The organism is Williamwhitmania taraxaci (assembly GCF_900096565.1).
GTDB classification, from domain to species: Bacteria; Bacteroidota; Bacteroidia; order Bacteroidales; family Williamwhitmaniaceae; genus Williamwhitmania; species Williamwhitmania taraxaci.
Genome location: NZ_FMYP01000005.1, coordinates 13,829 through 30,516, shown reverse-complemented (window position 1 = coordinate 30,516; position 16,688 = coordinate 13,829). Strand labels below are relative to the sequence as shown.

The window sequence follows — 16,688 nt, the reverse complement described above, 5'->3', positions numbered from 1 at the left end:
GTATTATTTAAGAATTAGGCAATAATAACTAACCTTTTTAAGCCATAAAATAAAAAGGCTAAAGGCATTAATTCAAGCGCACAAAAGTATAAAAACCAATAGAAAATAGAAAATCTGTGCAAAATAAAAAGACGAAGAGATCTTAATGCCCTCATTATTAAAAGCATAGATGCAATAATTAGGCTTCCATAAAGAGGTAAAATTCGGAATTCGAAAGGTAAGTAGGTTGACAATACTCCAAAAAACAAAAGAAAAAGTGTAATTATAAAGTTGAAAACGAAATGATGAAACGACAACGAAGAAAAGAAATCGCGTAAATCACTTACGACAGCAAAACTGGAAAGCAATATATTTCGATAACCAAGGTATGCAATAACAACCAAAGCAATAATCAGAAAAGATTTTACCGAAGAATCAAAAGTGTCAGAAACGAGAGTTAGATAATTGAAAACAGCAAGGCAGATTGAACCTATCAAAAGAGAATTCGTAATAAATAAGATTCGTTGGTAGAGACTTGTTTTGCTATCAAAAAATCGTTCGGCTTCACGGATATTAATGGCACTGAGAAGGATTAAGCCGAAATATTTTTGAAAATAACGGCGAAAAAGAATCATACTCGCTGATAGCGTGATAATTAATATGAACAAAAGCCACGAATTAAACACAAAATGCTTAATAGGTTTACCCGCCGACAACATCGTATTATTCTCTTTTCCAGCAACTTCAGTAAATACACGTCCACTAAATTCGTTGAAACTATAACTTTGTCTTTTAGAGACTAAAGGAGTAGCACCTTTAAATAGATTATTTGAATAATTTTCCACCAAAAAGACACTACCTTGAAGAGTTGATCCAAAATCACCTACTGTTGGCAATTCAAAGATGGTATCATTGGCATAACTAGTTTGGGGCGTTTCAAAAACAGGTTTGTACTTAGACTGAACCACGGAGGTGGCTTTTGACGAGTCTAGATGTTCAATACGTTGTTCTTTTTTCTTAACAACTGGTGAGTCTTTAAGGTGAACCAACTTGGTGGTACTATCTCCAGCATTTTGTACCACTTGAGTGGAATCCGCCTGAAAACAGATATTGAAACTATCTTCTGCAAAATTTCCCATAGATAAAATTGGAAGCTATATTAATCGCAAAGATAACAGGAATATCAAACGATTTTAACCCATAATGACGGAATTATTAACACCCAGACCGAAGGAAGATAGAATATACTCAATACAAAGTAAGATAAAAGCCGAATAAAACATGTTTAATAAGATGTGCAACTGCGATATAGAATCATTCATCGGAACAACCAATTAATTATTGAAATAGCCAAAAACACTACCAGCAATTTTCAATTTTACCACCTCTTGGAGTTGTACAATAGTAGCTACTTTAATAGCATCCAGATTACCAAATTTTCTAAGGAGTGCCTCCTTCGATTTTTGCCCAACGCCAGGAATATGATCGAGTTCGCTTTCCAAGAAAAATTTACTCCGCTTATTCCTATGAAATGTAATTCCAAATCGGTGAGCTTCATCCCGAATATACATTAAGACCCGCAGTGTATCAGAATTTTTATCAAGATACAGTGGAGTTGAATCAAAAGGCGAGAATATCTCCTCTAGGCGTTTCGCCAAACCAATTAACGGTATCTTGTCATGCAAATTAAGTTTTTCTAAGGTATTATAGGTGGCAGACAATTGTCCTTTACCACCATCAACAACTATTAAATCAGGCAGTTCAGCTCCTTCCAACAACCTCCTCTCATAGCGTCTAAACACAACCTCCTCCATTGAAGCAAAATCGTCAGGACCGACTACAGTTTTAATATTGAAGTGCCTATACTCCGATTTAGCTGGCTTTCCATCAATAAAAACAACACACGCAGCAACCGGGTTTGTCCCCTGTAGATTTGAGTTATCAAAACATTCAATGCGCTTAGGCGGTCTAACAATATGCAATTCTTTTTGCATTCGCAGAAGTAATAACTCAGCCCTTCTTCCAGGGTCAACTTTTTCAAGAATCTTCATTTTTGAAGCCAAGTGCTCCTTACAATTTTTCTCTGCAAGATCTAGTAGTATTTTCTTATCACCACGCTGCGGTATGATTAGATTAATACCGACAAAGTTTTCTATTTCGGGCAAAAAAGGAACAAGAACTTCTCGGCATAAAAAACCAAACCGCAATTTCAATTCATTTAAAACAACGGTAAGAATTTCTTCCTTGGATTCATCCAAATTAGCCTTTACCTCAAAGGTTATTGATTGGACGACTGAACCATGCACTACCCTAAAGAAGCTAGCAACGCCAAAAGAAGATTCTAGATAAAGGTATACAACATCAACATTTGTAATAGAGGAGTTTACAACGGTTGACTTTATTTGCCAATTCAACAGTAAATCTATACGATCTTTAAATAATTGTGCTTTTTCGAACTTCAATTCAGCCGACAACAATGCCATGGAAACTTTCATTTCCTTAATAACGTCAGTCGTATTTCCGCGCAGAATTGAAGTAATACTTCGAATGTTATCGTGGTAACTTTCTTCGGACTGAAGACCCTCGCATGGAGCAGGACAATTTCCAATATGGTATTCCAAACAAACTTTAAACTTACCAGCTCGAATTGAGGATGTAGTTAGCGGAAGTTTACAAGATCTAACTTTATATATATTGCGAAACAATTCCATTAATCCACGCACACTAATTCCTGAGGTATAGGGACCATAATAGCGCCATCCGTCAATGCCCGTGCGCCTGGTTACAAAAACGCGTGGAAAATCTTCAGTTGTAATAACTACCCACGGATATGTTTTATCGTCTTTGAGTAAAATATTGTACCTGGGCTGAAATTGCTTAATCAGAGTATTTTCAAGCAAAAGTGCGTCCGATTCGGTATTGACAATAATGTGTCGAATTTCGACAATTTTACGAACGAGCACCGTTACCTTGCCGCTTTGATGTGTTTTATTGAAGTAAGAGGAAACACGCTTCCTGAGGTTCTTAGCCTTTCCCACATAAATAATCTTACCAGTCCGGTCGAAGAACTGGTAAACCCCCGGAAGTGAGGGTAACGATTCAAGTGCAACTTTGTAGTCGAAAGACGTGTCCATACTTAATTCACAAACAAATCGACAAAATCAAATTTCGAAGTTGAAAAAAGACCCTTATCCGAAAGTTTTAATTCAGGAATTACGATAAGAGCCATAAAAGACAAAGTCATAAATGGGCTTTTTAATGTACAACCGAGTGATCGAGTTCGTTTCTCTAACGATTCATACCTGTCGGCCGCTTCATTTACAGAACAATCGCACATAAGTCCGGCAATCGGAAGCGGTAAAATGGACAACTCTTTGCTATCATAAATACAAAGTCCACCCTTATTTTCAATAATATGGTTAATCGCCATGACTATATCCTCATCAGAGACACCTGCACATATAATATTATGACTATCATGAGCTACTGTTGTTGCAATTGCTCCATTACTTAACTTTAAGCCTTTAATAAAACCTATTGCGGGGGTAGCCTTCTCATACCTATTTACAACAACAATCTTGAGTATATCGGCATCCACATTCGAACAAAGGCTCGAATCAACAACCGTTGGGCAACCCTCTCCAGATCCAGTAATCAACTCTCCATCCTCAATCTCGATGACCCTTACTTTAAGCGATTTTGCCTCCACACGAATATCTGAAAGCGATATTGTTTCGCAATTGAAATTATTTGGAGTGTGAGAAAGCGGCAACAAAACTCCCTCTGTAGTGGTAACACAAACGCCGTTAATATAGGTAGAAACAACCTCGAAAGCGACCAAGTCCTTTAGAACTAGAAAATCGGCATAATCACCTACTTTAAGAGTCCCTACAGCAAGTTTATAATGACCAATAGGGTTTAAGCACGCAATTTTTAGAACAGAAAAAAAATCATATCCCAACGCAATGGCGCGCTTTACAAGCAGATTAATATGACCATTTCTAAAATCATTAGGGTGACAATCGTCGGTGCAGAACATCACCAAATCCGGAGCCTCGGCAATTAACTCATGCAATGCATCGAAATTTTTTGCCGCACTACCCTCTCTGATCAAGATTTTCATGCCAAGTTTCATTTTGGCCCTTGCCTCCTCCATTGAAAAGCATTCGTGATCGGTTGAAATCCCAGCACCAGCATATGCAGAAAGTTGATCGCCCATTAATCCTGGTGCATGGCCATCAATAGGTTTGCCATACTCCTTAGCGTGCTCAATCTTTTTTATTACCCGTGGGTCATTATAGATAACCCCAGGGAAATTCATCATTTCAGCCAAGAAGAAAATGTCGTCACGCGCCATTAACCGCGCTATATCCCCCTCGTCAATTATCGCTCCAGATGATTCAAAAAACGTAGCAGGAACACAAGAAGGTGCCCCAAAATAAAATTTCACTTGACTCTTCTTTGAGTCTTCAATCATAAAGTCGATGCCCGGAACACCTAAAACATTGGCGATTTCGTGTGGATCGGTTACTACAGCCACAGTGCCGTGCTTTACTGCCTCCGCACCAAACCTCGAAGGAGACACCATAGAACTCTCAATGTGTACATGAGAGTCTATAAACCCAGGGCACAAATAGCGCTCACCGGACCGCTCCGGCCCCTCCTTTAACACATCAACAACCCGCGCCCCTTCCACAAACAAGGCACCGTAATAAACCTCCGACCTCTCAAGGTCAACAATATTTCCAGACAATTTCATACACACACGTATTTTGTTCCACGTGGAACAATTAATGCCACTTATTTGTTTTCGCTAACGCGACTTAACTATAAAACGAAAAAAATAGTTCCACGTGGAACTATCTTCCAAAACAGACCAAGAGAACATTGATATCAGAAGGGCTTACCCCGGGAATGCGACTAGCCTGACCGATGTCTACCGGTTTAATTCTTGCAAGCTTTTGCCGAGCCTCCGTTGACAGTGATGCGAGTTGGGCATAATCGAAATCTGGGTTTATTTTTATATGCTCTAATCGCTTCAATTTATCGGCAACAATTCGCTCTCGCTCTATGTAGCCGGCATATTTTAATAGTATCTCAGCGGATTCCAACACCTCGCTCCAAACACCATCATATTCAGTCTCAATTTCAGCAACCAGTGGGATAAAAACTACAATGTCATAGATTGATATTTCAGGACGTAATAGAATATCAATAGCCTTTTTACTCTGAGATATCTCTGCGCTAACTCTGCTAATAAGAAGCGAGTTTAACTGCCCGGGCGTGACACTAGTTTCCTTAATGGCCTTAATAACCCGACTAACGAATTCACGCTTATTCAACATCAAATCGTAGCGCTCTTTTGAAGCCAGTCCCAATTCATAAGCAATAGGTGTAAGCCTTTCATCGGCATTATCCTGTCGCAGCAAGATGCGATACTCCGCCCTGCTGGTAAACATACGATAAGGCTCGTCAACACCTTTATTAACAAGATCGTCTATCAAAACGCCAATATAAGCCTGATCTCTGCTGAGTATTAAAGGATCCGAGTCATGAATTAGCTGATGAGCATTAATCCCAGCGACCAATCCTTGTGCGGCTGCTTCTTCGTAACCTGTAGTCCCATTAATTTGCCCTGCAAAAAACAAACCGGAAATCAATTTAGTCTCCAATGAATGTTTCAATTGAGTAGGCTGAAAGAAGTCATATTCAATCGCATAACCAGGACGAAAAACCTTTACGTTTTCAAAACCAACAACTTTTTTTAACGCCGCAATTTGAATCTCAAATGGTAGAGAACTACTAAATCCATTCAAATAGTACTCACAACTATTCCAGCCTTCCGGCTCTAAAAAGAGTTGATGCTGGTCTTTATCATAAAAAGTTCGAACCTTATCCTCTATACTGGGGCAGTAACGAGGTCCAATACTTTTAATGGTACCATTAAACAAAGGACTATCAAGGAATCCAGTTTTGATTGTACCATGAACATCTAAATTAGTATATGCAGTGTAGCACGGCAATTGTTTCGTAACCGGCTTTATCGAATTTAGAAAAGAAAACTTACTCGCAGGACTGTCACCATACTGAATCGTCAGTTTAGAGAAATCCACAGAACGACCATCTACCCGCATTGGTGTACCAGTTTTCATTCGTCCAGATTCAAAACCAAGATCGAGTAAACTAGCTGTAACACCAACCGATCCAGGTTCCCCCGACCGACCACCTGTAATGTTTTTTCGCCCTACATGTATAATTCCATTAAGAAAAGTTCCATTGGTCATCACAACGCTCTTGGCATAAAATCGAATACCTAAGCTTGTTTCAACGCCAGTAACGCAGCCATTATGAGAAAGCAAACCAATAACATTATCTTGCCAAAAAGAAAGAGTTGGCAAACTTTCTAAAACATTTCTCCATTCAATTGAAAAAAGGGTTCTGTCACATTGTGCACGCGGACTCCACATCGCTGGCCCTTTACTGCGGTTTAACATTCGAAATTGAATGCTCGTTTTATCAGTTACTATCCCGGTATATCCACCTAATGCATCAATTTCACGAACAATCTGGCCTTTAGCAATTCCGCCAATAGCAGGATTACAACTCATTTGAGCCATTTTGGTCATATCCATGGTAATAAGTAACGTGTTACTACCCAGATTTGCAGCCGCAGCGGCCGCCTCACAGCCGGCATGACCTGCTCCGACAACAATTACATCAAAAGAAAAACTCATGAATTTAAAATTGTACTTTGTGAAAACAGAAAGAAGACTATTTGTTGGGCAACAAATTTAGACTATTGTCTTCTAATAACCGCATTTTGGAGGCATCTTGATCCGACTTATCGCCATGACCGCACAAATGCAAGATACCATGAATGATTACCCTATGAAGTTCATCGAGAAACGCTTTGTTGAACAAAGCGGAATTTTCCCTAACGGTATCCACGCTTACAAATATATCACCCGACACAATATCTCCGGTGCAATAATCAAAGGTAATCACATCAGTATAATAATCGTGTTGAAGATATTGTCGATTGATAGAGAGCAAATGATCGTCGGAACAAAAAATGAAAGAAATATCTCCACACTTTTTCCCTTCATTAGCAATACAACTCTTTACCCAATTCGCAAGTAAACGACGATTCTTTAGACAGTAATTAGTATCCTCGCTATAAAAAGAAATCGCCACTACAAATTAAAAATAAGTTCAACAGTAGAACCATTATTATCGAACGATACAGAATCTGAAAGATGTTGCATCAAAAAAACTCCTCGCCCATGAATATTCTCAATATTCTCCGGTGTGGTAGGATCAGGCACGCTAGAGTAATCGAATCCCGATCCTTGATCGTTAATAAGAATTCTCAAAACAGGCGACTGGAATGTTAGAATAACCTCAACCTTTTTGTCCGGTCGGAGTTTATTTCCATGCACAATACCGTTGTTCACGGCTTCAACTGTAGCAATTAAAACTTTGCCATAAAGTTCGGAACTAAGCTGTAACACATCGGAAACTTCATCGATGAGTTTTTCTACTAGACAAATATTCTCCAGCTTAGAAGAAATAGTAAGCCGTTTTTCCATGTATTGTACTTATATATTTACTTTCAACGAATCTAATCAAAACCAAGTTACCAAAAACATCAATTTTTTTAAAAAAAATTTTAATTATTTCTCAACCACACTTCGGGATTAAGCGGTTGGTTTTCGTTCCATATTTCAAACTGCAGGTAATTACCCGATTTTACAGTTCCAATACTTTGACCTAAACTAATCACATCACCTACTTTAACGAACACTTCAGACAAATTGGAATAGACTGTAATATACTTACCGTGTCTAACAATAATAATTTTATTTAATCCAGGGATGGTAAGAACCTTGCTAATACTTCCGTTAAAAATTGAAAAAACAGTTGTTCCTGTAGAGCTTACAAGTTTAACACCATTACTCTTAACTTTTACATGAGCCAAGATGGGATGGTTATGCTCACCAAATTGCTCAACAACAACCCCACCCATCAGAGGAATTGGAAATTTACCGCGATTATCGTCAAACTTAGTACTGGCCTTTTGGTCGGTAGGTGAATAAATGATCTTACCATTAACAGAAGACTTTCTACGCTCCTCCTCCACTAACGCTGCAATTTCTTTTTCAATTCTTAGACTTTCCAGAGAAAGTCGCTGTTGCTCCACTCTAAGTTGCGTGGCTTTATTTTGAAGTTGCACAACCATAACGTTAACTGCATTTTCTGAACTACTCAGCGAAGCAACCTCTTTGTTACGGGATGCAATTGCCTGATTTAAACTTTCTTTTTTTTGCTTTACAGAATTAATTTCACGAGTAACAGCCGTCGTTGTAACAACAATCTCATCACCCTTATGCTTAATTAAGTCACTAAACTCGCGGAAGTAGCGCATTCGCTGATAAGCCTGATTGAAATCTTTAGAACTAAAGATGAAAATTAACTTTTGTTGGTTATAACGACTCTTAAATGCAGCTATTACCAAACTACTATAGGCAACCTTCACATCTGATAACTGAACGATAAGTAGTGAAAGTCTCAATTCGCCTTCAATTATTTCCTCATTCAGAGCGGATATCTCTTGAGTGAGATTCTCGATTAGTTTACGCCTCGATTGCACTTGGCTTCTTAGCAGCAATAATCGATTCAAAGAAACTTCTTTCTCCTTTTCAGACTGACTAATAAGATTCTGAGTGACTTGTAACTCATTTAAAATACTACTCTTTTTCTTTTGAAGTTCTTTTACAGATTGACCAAAAACACTCCCAACAAGTAGAGTTAAACCCAAAACGAATAGAGCTAATCGTAGTCTGTCCATTTAGTTAATTGATTTATTGTTGATTTTCTTTTCAATCCACAGTCTATTCGGCTCTAACTTAAGTGCCATCCTCCAATACACAATTGCCTCATCGACCCTATTTAGTTTAAACAAGACATCGCCATAATGTTCGAGAACTTCGGCATTCTCATCACTTCCACCTACAATAGCTTTACGTATAAAAACTTCTGCGTCGCTATAACGTTTTAACTTGTAAAGTATCCAGCCATATGTATCCAAATAGGTAAAATTGCTAGGATCACCATCGACAGTAAGCCGACTCATAGTTAATGCCTCATCGAGTCTTTTATTAAGAACACTTAAATAATAAGCATAGTTATTGAGCACAGAAAAATGATCTGGCTTAATTTTTAAAACCTGATCATAAGTCTTAAAAGCCATTTTAGTATTTCCGGTAGAATGATACAAATCACCCATAGAAGCCAAATAATCGGGAATAATTGCTTGCCGAAAACTAATACGACCTTTGTATTTTTCAAGAATGGTTAATGCTTGCTTATCTTGTTTCATCTGCCACAATGAAATACTCTTAATAAATGGTATAAAAGGGTTTTCGGGGTAAGTATTTAGGAGTCTATCCGTAATTATTTGAATTGAGTCATGTTGTTGCTGCTGCATTAATAGGCTTAAATAGCGTTCCCAAATATTCTCGTTAGCTGACGGACTATAAACAACTCTACGTAAAAAAATAATTGAAGCAGGTATATCCTGCTTGATAGTCGCGATTTGAGAATTAAGATCTGCAGAAAAAGTTGATCCAGGCTGAATAACGTCAATTCTATTGGTTGCACCTTGAATAGAGTCCAAATACTTGGATGCAATCGCTGAATTAGATAAAAGTTTACTTAAAAGCACGTATGCCTCTTCAGCACCGTCACTTAGACTCTGATAATCATTCAAATATTTAAAGAAAAGATCAAATTCGCCCTTTCCTAAATAGAAGTTGCACATATTAAGTAAAACAAGCGGATTCAATGTGTCAAGAGCATATGCTTCGTCCAAATAATTGCGTGCCTTGTCAATATATCCAAAATTCAAATTAACCTCAAACAGTATAAGTATATAACGAGCATTAAGAGTATCGGTAGAAGCCAACTTTAGAGCCTCCAAGCTAGCCGAAGAATAATCTTTCAGATTAGTATATATATCGATTTTTGAACCAGAAATTAACTCTTGAATACCAAATTTTCCCTCACCTGCGTTAAGCGTCTCAATAGCACTCTTACCATCGCCTATCCTCTGAAATAAATAAGTTAAATTAATGTAGTCCTCTAGCGTAGAGTAATGACTTTTTAAAAGCTTCTCATAAATCCATATAGCCTCCAAATTTTTTCCTGAAAGAGAGAGCATCTGCACATAATTAAGAGCATAGTAGCGGTTTGACGTATCGGCATAGTAAGCACGACTTGCAAAATCGACAGACTCTTTGCTTTTTTGCAAATTGTAAGAGACAATAGAGAGTTCGTAGAAATAAGCAGGATTATCTTTCTCTAGTTTTGCACAGCGCTTCAACAACTCATAAGAAATTGTATACTGTTGCGCAAGCTTACTTTTAATTGCTTCATGAAAATAGTACTTTGCTTTTAGAGAGTCGGATGAGGAGTCCAAATTTACTCTCTCAATTCTTTGGCCAACAACAAAAACAGGAAGCAGAAGAAAAAGCAACAGAAAATATCTTTTCATACAAAAAAATTAAAACCAAAAAACTAACGACCAGTATGACCAAAACCACCATCACCACGGTCGGTATTAGAAATAGCATTCACATCGACCCAACTAACTAGTTCGATTTTTGAAAAAACAATTTGAGCAATTCGCTCTCCCGCTTCAATACTAAACGATTGATTAGAAAGATTAACTAATATGACCTTAATTTCGCCACGATAATCAGCATCAATTGTACCTGGCGTGTTTAAAACAGTAATACCGTGCTTGAAAGCTAAACCACTACGTGGGCGAACCTGAGCCTCATATCCGAGCGGAATTTCGAGAAATAAGCCAGTAGGCACGATGCAACGTTCTAACGAACCAATTATCAATGTTTCTTCAATGTTTGCTTTGAGATCCAATCCCGAACTACCGACAGTAGCATAACTAGGCAAATCGAACCGGCTGCTATTTATTACCTTTACTTCCATAAGTTTTAATAATAGAATTAAGCTTATACCTGAGTTCCTTTTCACGCCATAAAAACAGAGCAATAAAAAGGAAAAGTAGCAAAAGTTTTGTGAAAAATGTTGTTATAGAATTTTCAGCAAGCAGAAAAAAATCAAAAAAGTAAAGTGAGAGCGAAAAAGTCAAATATAAAAACATATTACGCAAATCATAGTCGACCTTAAAAAAACGCTGACCAACAAAATAACATGAAACAACCATTAAAAAATAACTAGCCAAACGAGCCCAGGCACTACCCCAAAAGCCATAGATCGGAACTGTGTAATAGTTAATAAGCGCATTTATTGCTAATCCAAAAAGAGTAAAAACTACAGCATACTTGGTTTTGTCCGTTAATTTAAACCAAACACTTATGTTGAAATAAAATCCATAAAAAACATAGGATAATAATAGAATCGGTACGATTCCAATACCAACACGATAATCACCCCCCAGTATCATCTGAAAATAACTTAGATAAAAGGAGATAAATAGAAAAATTAATAAACTAATAACAAAGAAGAACTTTGTAGAATCAGCAAAAAACTTCTTTGAGCCAGCATTTTCGGAATTCTTAAAAAATAATGGTTCCGCAGCAAATCGGTACACCTGAATAAAAAGATTGAGTAGTATGGATATCTTCAGAATTCCACCATAAATCCCAAGTTGATACATAGGATTCTGTTCTGCAGGAACCAAGCCCTTTATGAAAAATCTATCAGCCATATCATTGACGATTCCAGCAAACCCACCAACCATAAGAGGAAAAGAGTAGAAAACAATTTTCTTGATGAGCGCCAGATTAACCTTAAAACGTATACTAAAAAAATCTCTATAAAAATATCCAAGCGTTAATAGACTGGCCACAAAATTTGAGAGAAATACTAGAAATACTAAACCTGTGTTTTCAAGAAATGGAATTCGATGAATAGAATTTATGAAAAATGTATTAGTAAGAAATAACCAGTTTAAACCAACATTTACAAAAATACTACCTGATTTTACAAGAGCGAACTCTAGGGCGCGACCTTCGAGTCGAAGTTTAGAAAAAGGGATAGCAACGAGAGTATCAAAAAATAGAATTAAGGCAAAAATCAGAACATACTCAGGAAAATGCGAATAGCCCAATGCACTAGAAATCGAAGGAAGAAAAAGAAAAACGGCTAACAGGAATATCAAACCATTAGCTAGGAGAATAAGAAAAGAGTTATTAAAAACTTCCTTTGGGCTAACTCCCTTAGAAGTGAATCTAAAAAAACCTGTCTCTAATCCAAGAGTAAGGAAAATAAGCAATACAGCAATCTGCGCATAAAAATCAGTAATTACGCCATATGCTTCAGGGTTAAAAATTCGAGTATGAAAGGGAACTAATAAATAGTTAATGAATCTTCCACCAACACTACTAATGCCGTAAAGGGCAGCATGCCCAAAAAGTTTTTTGAAAAGGGATGAGTTAGATTCCACGGCTATTGAACAAGATAAAACCAAAATTAAAAGTCAAATATAAATACTTATTTTCCTTCTCATAGTAGTTAAGAAATATGCTAGCCGGTCCAAATGCAGTTTGGTAAACAAATCCACCAGCAGCCATAAAAACGGGTTTGGGTAAACGCGTTGAATAATAAGTACTAAAATTAATATCGTCTCGCAAAAATGTTTGGTATGGTTGAAAAGCATAGCCTTCCAACCTAAGGATAAATTTCTCCGTAATCTTAAAGATGGGCAGAATTCCTGCTGCAAAATAATTATTGGCTCTATAGGCTTCTAAAAAAAGAGTTTTTGAATGAGGATTCGGAGTAAAAGCATTGGCAGAAAGAACAGTGGAAGTATAATTACTGAAAAAAGACTTATTCGAGTATGTACCATCAAGAACAACCCCTAGTCGAAACCTATTCAAAATACGATGATACGATTCGTTATAAAACTTAATCGTAAACCAAAAATGTTTATTACTACTAGCCGCATCCATAACAGGAGCAGTAGTTCCAGGAACATAGTTTTCAATACCACGAATATAAGTAAAACTCAAATGTCGAATAATTCCTCGATCGGCGTACTGCTTATAATTACTGCTGTTGAGACCTATACTACTACCAAAACTATAATACTTAAAATTAGAATTATCAGGTGTATCCGCTTCCAGAAAGTTAGATATTTGATAGTACTGAAAAATTTCTTTTCCTCCTGAACCATAAAATTTAAATAGATAGTTAGTTCCAAGAGCCCAACCAAAATTAAATGTACCAAACGCCTCGTTTTGAACTAAATAACTAGGTCTAACATCCTCAAAAAAAGGATCTATCGAACTTTTATAATAATCTAGTCGATTAAGTATCAAGTTAATATCATAATAAAATGGGATCTTGTAAGGATAATCTCGTTTTAAACCAACCATTACGGAACTATACAACCTTCCATAATAGATATTAGTATAAAGACTGGTAGCATTTTTACGAAAATAGCGGTACTCAGCCCCTAAAAAACCTTGGTTCATAGAACTAGATGAGATATTTCCACCAAAAGAAACATCTAAATAATCGTCAGTTGAGATTTTAAGATTGAGATTGTAATAACCCGTAGAAGTGTCATACTTAGCCAATGGGTATATAGATACGATATTATTATCGCTCAGCAATTTAAAGTATTCACTTTCTAAATGACTATAGTTAAAGGTTTTATTACGCTTTTTACTAAAAGAACGATAAAAATACTCCATTTGATTTCTACGCAAACCAGATAGTAAAATATCACGGAACTGGTAGGGCGGAAATTTAGTTTGGAAATCTCTTCGAGAAACTTTAATGCTATTAGTATCCACCGTTCGGTGAACTCTTCTTTTTATTTCAGCGATTCTAACTAATGCTGAATCATAACCAGCACTAATAACACCATCGATCTTTTGGAAATCCATCAACCCTACATCAAAAAAACGAGTATTAATAACAATACCCACACTATCTGGGATCGAATAGTCGGTTTTTGACATCAACATGTTTTCAATCTGAGTAATAATATCGTCTTCATCTGGCTTTTGTGAATTATTACTAACCTGACTACCAATAATATAATCTGGATTAAAATCATTCTTCATGATGTCCCAAGGAAAATTATTATACAAACCACCATCGAAAAGAAGAACCGAATCGATGGAAATCGGTTTGAAATAAAAAGGGAAAGTCATACTAGCTCTAATAGAAGATCCTAAATCGCCGCTAGAAAGAATATACGGTTTTCGATTATACACATCACTAGCAACCGCCCTATATGGAATGAGTAACTTATTAAAATCGTAGTTACAAGCGGCAGAGGCACCCGCGAATAGTTTCAGGAAAGCCAGATCCATTTGGTGGTTAGGAACAATATTAGTCGGCAATTTTGGAATCGGCTTATCCCCTTGTAAACCAATTTTAAAAGAAAACTGGCCACTATTTTGCAAACCACGTTTGAAGTAATAAAGAAAATCGCTGTCGATATTTCCTTCAGACCACTTTTGAAAATCGTCCGTACGAAAAATGGAGTCCATTTGATGAGTAGTGTAACCGATGGCATAAAGACCACCAACAACTGCACCCATGGAGGTACCGGCAATATAATCGATTGGAATTCCATTTTCCTCAAGAGCGCGAATAACACCAATGTGCGCAAGCCCTTTAGCGCCACCACCACTCAAAACCAAGCCCACAGATTGAGAAAAAGTGCTACTGTGAGAAAAAGTAATTATTATTACCAATAAAAAAAACCTGCACATGGGCCCTACTATTTTCATTTTCATTTACTTTTGTATCCAAATGTAAGGTGACCTTTTGTAATAAGAAATAACTATGCCAAAAATTTTTTCCAAAGGTATTATTCTCCTCTCGCTTTTAACTGCATTTTCAGCAGGGTGTTCAAAAAAGGAGGGTAATAAAGTACTAATAAAAACATCGGAGGGAGATATTCTTATTGAACTCTTTAGCGATACTCCAAAACATAAGGCAAATTTCCTGAAATTAGCAAACGACGGATATTATGAAGATATCTTGTTTCATAGAGTAATTCAAGGGTTTATGATCCAAGCAGGTGACCCTGATTCCCGAAAAGCAGAAGAAGGGAAAATGTTAGGCGAAGGAGATCCTGGATATACAATTGATGCTGAATTCAGACCAAATCATATTCACCAGAAGGGAGCACTAGCCGCTGCCAGAACATCCGATGAAGAAAATCCAGAAAAAAAATCATCCGGATCACAATTCTACATTGTTCAAGGAAAGAAATTCACTGAAGAAGAACTCGATAAAGTTGAAATTAAAGCAAATACAACGCGGAAAACTAACCTATACTCAGCAATCCTCCAAGAAAAGTTAAACTTGTTGGGAGATAAGTATAATCAGAATAACTTTCAAAAAGTAATGCAACAAGTCAAAGACAGTGTTGATAATGTATTGATGCCACAGGAAAAATGTATTATTCCTAAGAATAATAGAAAGATTTATAAGGAAGTTGGCGGAGTTCCACACCTGGATGGCAACTACACCGTCTTTGGCCAAGTACTAGAAGGGTTTGATGTAATCGACAAAATTGCAGCAAAAGAAACAGATTCGAACGATAGGCCAAAGAAAGACGTTAAAATAATAACTATCAAAGTATTATAATTTATGCTAGACCGGATAAAGAAGTTAGAGGAAGAGATAGAGCAATTCAACGATAAGGCTGAAAAAGCTCTCGAAGATTGGCGCATTCGTCTTTTAGGTAAGAAGGGAGAAATAACGCAACTATTTGAGGAGTTCAAGACTGTAGGAACGGAACAAAAAAGAGAATTTGGCCAGCGATTGAACAGTTTAAAAAACAAGGCGGTTGATAAAATAGTTAGCATCAAAGATCTACTAGAGAACCAATCAGTATTAACTAGCAAAGAGGATAAATCACGCCCTTCGGATAACGCAGTTGTAGGAACACGTCATCCAATTTCTTTAGTGAAACGCGAGATTACAGAAATCTTCTCTAAACTTGGTTTTGTAGTAGAAGAAGGTCCAGAGGTAGAAGATGATTGGCATGTATTTTCGGCGCTAAACTTCCCACCAGAACATCCTGCGAGAGATATGCAGGATACATTCTTCATCGCCAAAAACCCGGATATACTTTTAAGAACCCATACCTCTTCGGTTCAAGTAAGAGTGATGAAAAATCAAAAACCTCCTATCAGAGCACTTATGCCAGGACGAGTATTTCGAAATGAAGCAATTTCGGCTCGTGCTCACTGCATATTTCACCAAGTAGAAGGTTTGTACATAGACGAAAACGTATCCTTTACAGATCTTAAGCAGACCCTTCTCTATTTTGCCAAAGAGATGTTCGGTGAAAATACAGAAATCAGATTACGACCATCCTTCTTTCCATTCACAGAACCATCTGCCGAAATGGACGTTAGCTGTAAGATTTGCGGAGGCAAGGGTTGTAATGTTTGTAAATACACAGGCTGGCTAGAAGTGTTGGGTTGTGGCATGGTAGATCCTAACGTATTAGAAAACTGTGGAATAGATTCTAAACGCTATTCCGGATTTGCGTTTGGAATGGGTGTTGAGCGCATTGCAATGCTAAAATATCAGATCAAGGATTTACGGCTCTACTTCGAAAACGATTTACGGTTTCTAAAACAATTTGACAAAGCATACTAACAATGGCCGGGAAATTCCCGGCCATTGTTATA

The 16,688-nt window shown here is 37.1% G+C and carries 13 protein-coding genes; 2 read left to right on the top strand and 11 right to left on the bottom strand.

Annotated elements, in window-relative coordinates:
- Nucleotides 1–14: 14 nt before the first annotated feature.
- The 11 genes from BLS65_RS02235 to BLS65_RS02185 form a co-directional block, all read right to left on the bottom strand.
- Complete coding sequence (locus BLS65_RS02235) at nt 15–1,118, bottom strand: DUF4271 domain-containing protein (RefSeq protein ID WP_092435189.1); 1,104 nt, start codon at nt 1,116–1,118, stop codon at nt 15–17.
- Between the two features lie 195 nt (nt 1,119–1,313).
- Nucleotides 1,314–3,113, bottom strand: a complete 1,800-nt coding sequence (uvrC, locus tag BLS65_RS02230; RefSeq protein WP_092435186.1) for an excinuclease ABC subunit UvrC — start codon at nt 3,111–3,113, stop codon at nt 1,314–1,316.
- Nucleotides 3,114–3,115: 2 nt separating this feature from the next.
- Nucleotides 3,116–4,738: an adenine deaminase gene (gene ade, locus BLS65_RS02225; protein WP_092435181.1), complete on the bottom strand. Its 1,623-nt coding sequence runs from the start codon at nt 4,736–4,738 to the stop codon at nt 3,116–3,118.
- Nucleotides 4,739–4,838: 100 nt separating this feature from the next.
- Entirely contained in the window at nt 4,839–6,713 is a 1,875-nt protein-coding gene (gene mnmG, locus BLS65_RS02220; protein ID WP_092435178.1) for a tRNA uridine-5-carboxymethylaminomethyl(34) synthesis enzyme MnmG, read from the bottom strand.
- 37 nt (nt 6,714–6,750) lie between these two features.
- Nucleotides 6,751–7,173, bottom strand: coding sequence for an rRNA maturation RNase YbeY (ybeY, locus tag BLS65_RS02215; protein WP_092435174.1), 423 nt, complete (start codon nt 7,171–7,173; stop codon nt 6,751–6,753).
- Complete coding sequence (locus BLS65_RS02210) at nt 7,173–7,568, bottom strand: ATP-binding protein (protein WP_092435171.1); 396 nt, start codon at nt 7,566–7,568, stop codon at nt 7,173–7,175. The genes ybeY and BLS65_RS02210 overlap by 1 nt, the downstream gene beginning before the upstream one ends.
- An 80-nt stretch (nt 7,569–7,648) precedes the next feature.
- Entirely contained in the window at nt 7,649–8,827 is a 1,179-nt protein-coding gene (locus BLS65_RS02205; protein WP_092435166.1) for a murein hydrolase activator EnvC family protein, read from the bottom strand.
- Entirely contained in the window at nt 8,828–10,531 is a 1,704-nt protein-coding gene (locus BLS65_RS02200; protein WP_092435162.1) for a tetratricopeptide repeat protein, read from the bottom strand. It abuts the gene before it with no gap.
- Between the two features lie 23 nt (nt 10,532–10,554).
- Nucleotides 10,555–10,986: a dUTP diphosphatase gene (gene dut, locus BLS65_RS02195; RefSeq protein WP_092435159.1), complete on the bottom strand. Its 432-nt coding sequence runs from the start codon at nt 10,984–10,986 to the stop codon at nt 10,555–10,557.
- Complete coding sequence (locus BLS65_RS02190; protein WP_125869739.1) at nt 10,964–12,466, bottom strand: lipopolysaccharide biosynthesis protein; 1,503 nt, start codon at nt 12,464–12,466, stop codon at nt 10,964–10,966. Before BLS65_RS02190 ends, dut begins: the two co-directional genes overlap by 23 nt.
- Nucleotides 12,456–14,768 (bottom strand): patatin-like phospholipase family protein, encoded by a 2,313-nt coding sequence (locus BLS65_RS02185; RefSeq protein ID WP_170829972.1) that lies wholly within the window; start codon nt 14,766–14,768, stop codon nt 12,456–12,458. Before BLS65_RS02185 ends, BLS65_RS02190 begins: the two co-directional genes overlap by 11 nt.
- Before the next feature lie 55 nt (nt 14,769–14,823).
- On the opposite strand from BLS65_RS02185, the gene BLS65_RS02180 reads away from it, so the two are divergent.
- Nucleotides 14,824–15,633, top strand: a complete 810-nt coding sequence (locus BLS65_RS02180; protein ID WP_092435152.1) for a peptidylprolyl isomerase — start codon at nt 14,824–14,826, stop codon at nt 15,631–15,633.
- A gap of 3 nt (nt 15,634–15,636) precedes the next feature.
- A complete protein-coding gene (pheS, locus tag BLS65_RS02175) occupies nt 15,637–16,656 on the top strand; it encodes a phenylalanine--tRNA ligase subunit alpha (protein WP_092435149.1) in 1,020 nt (339 codons plus the stop codon).
- Nucleotides 16,657–16,688 lie beyond the last annotated feature (32 nt).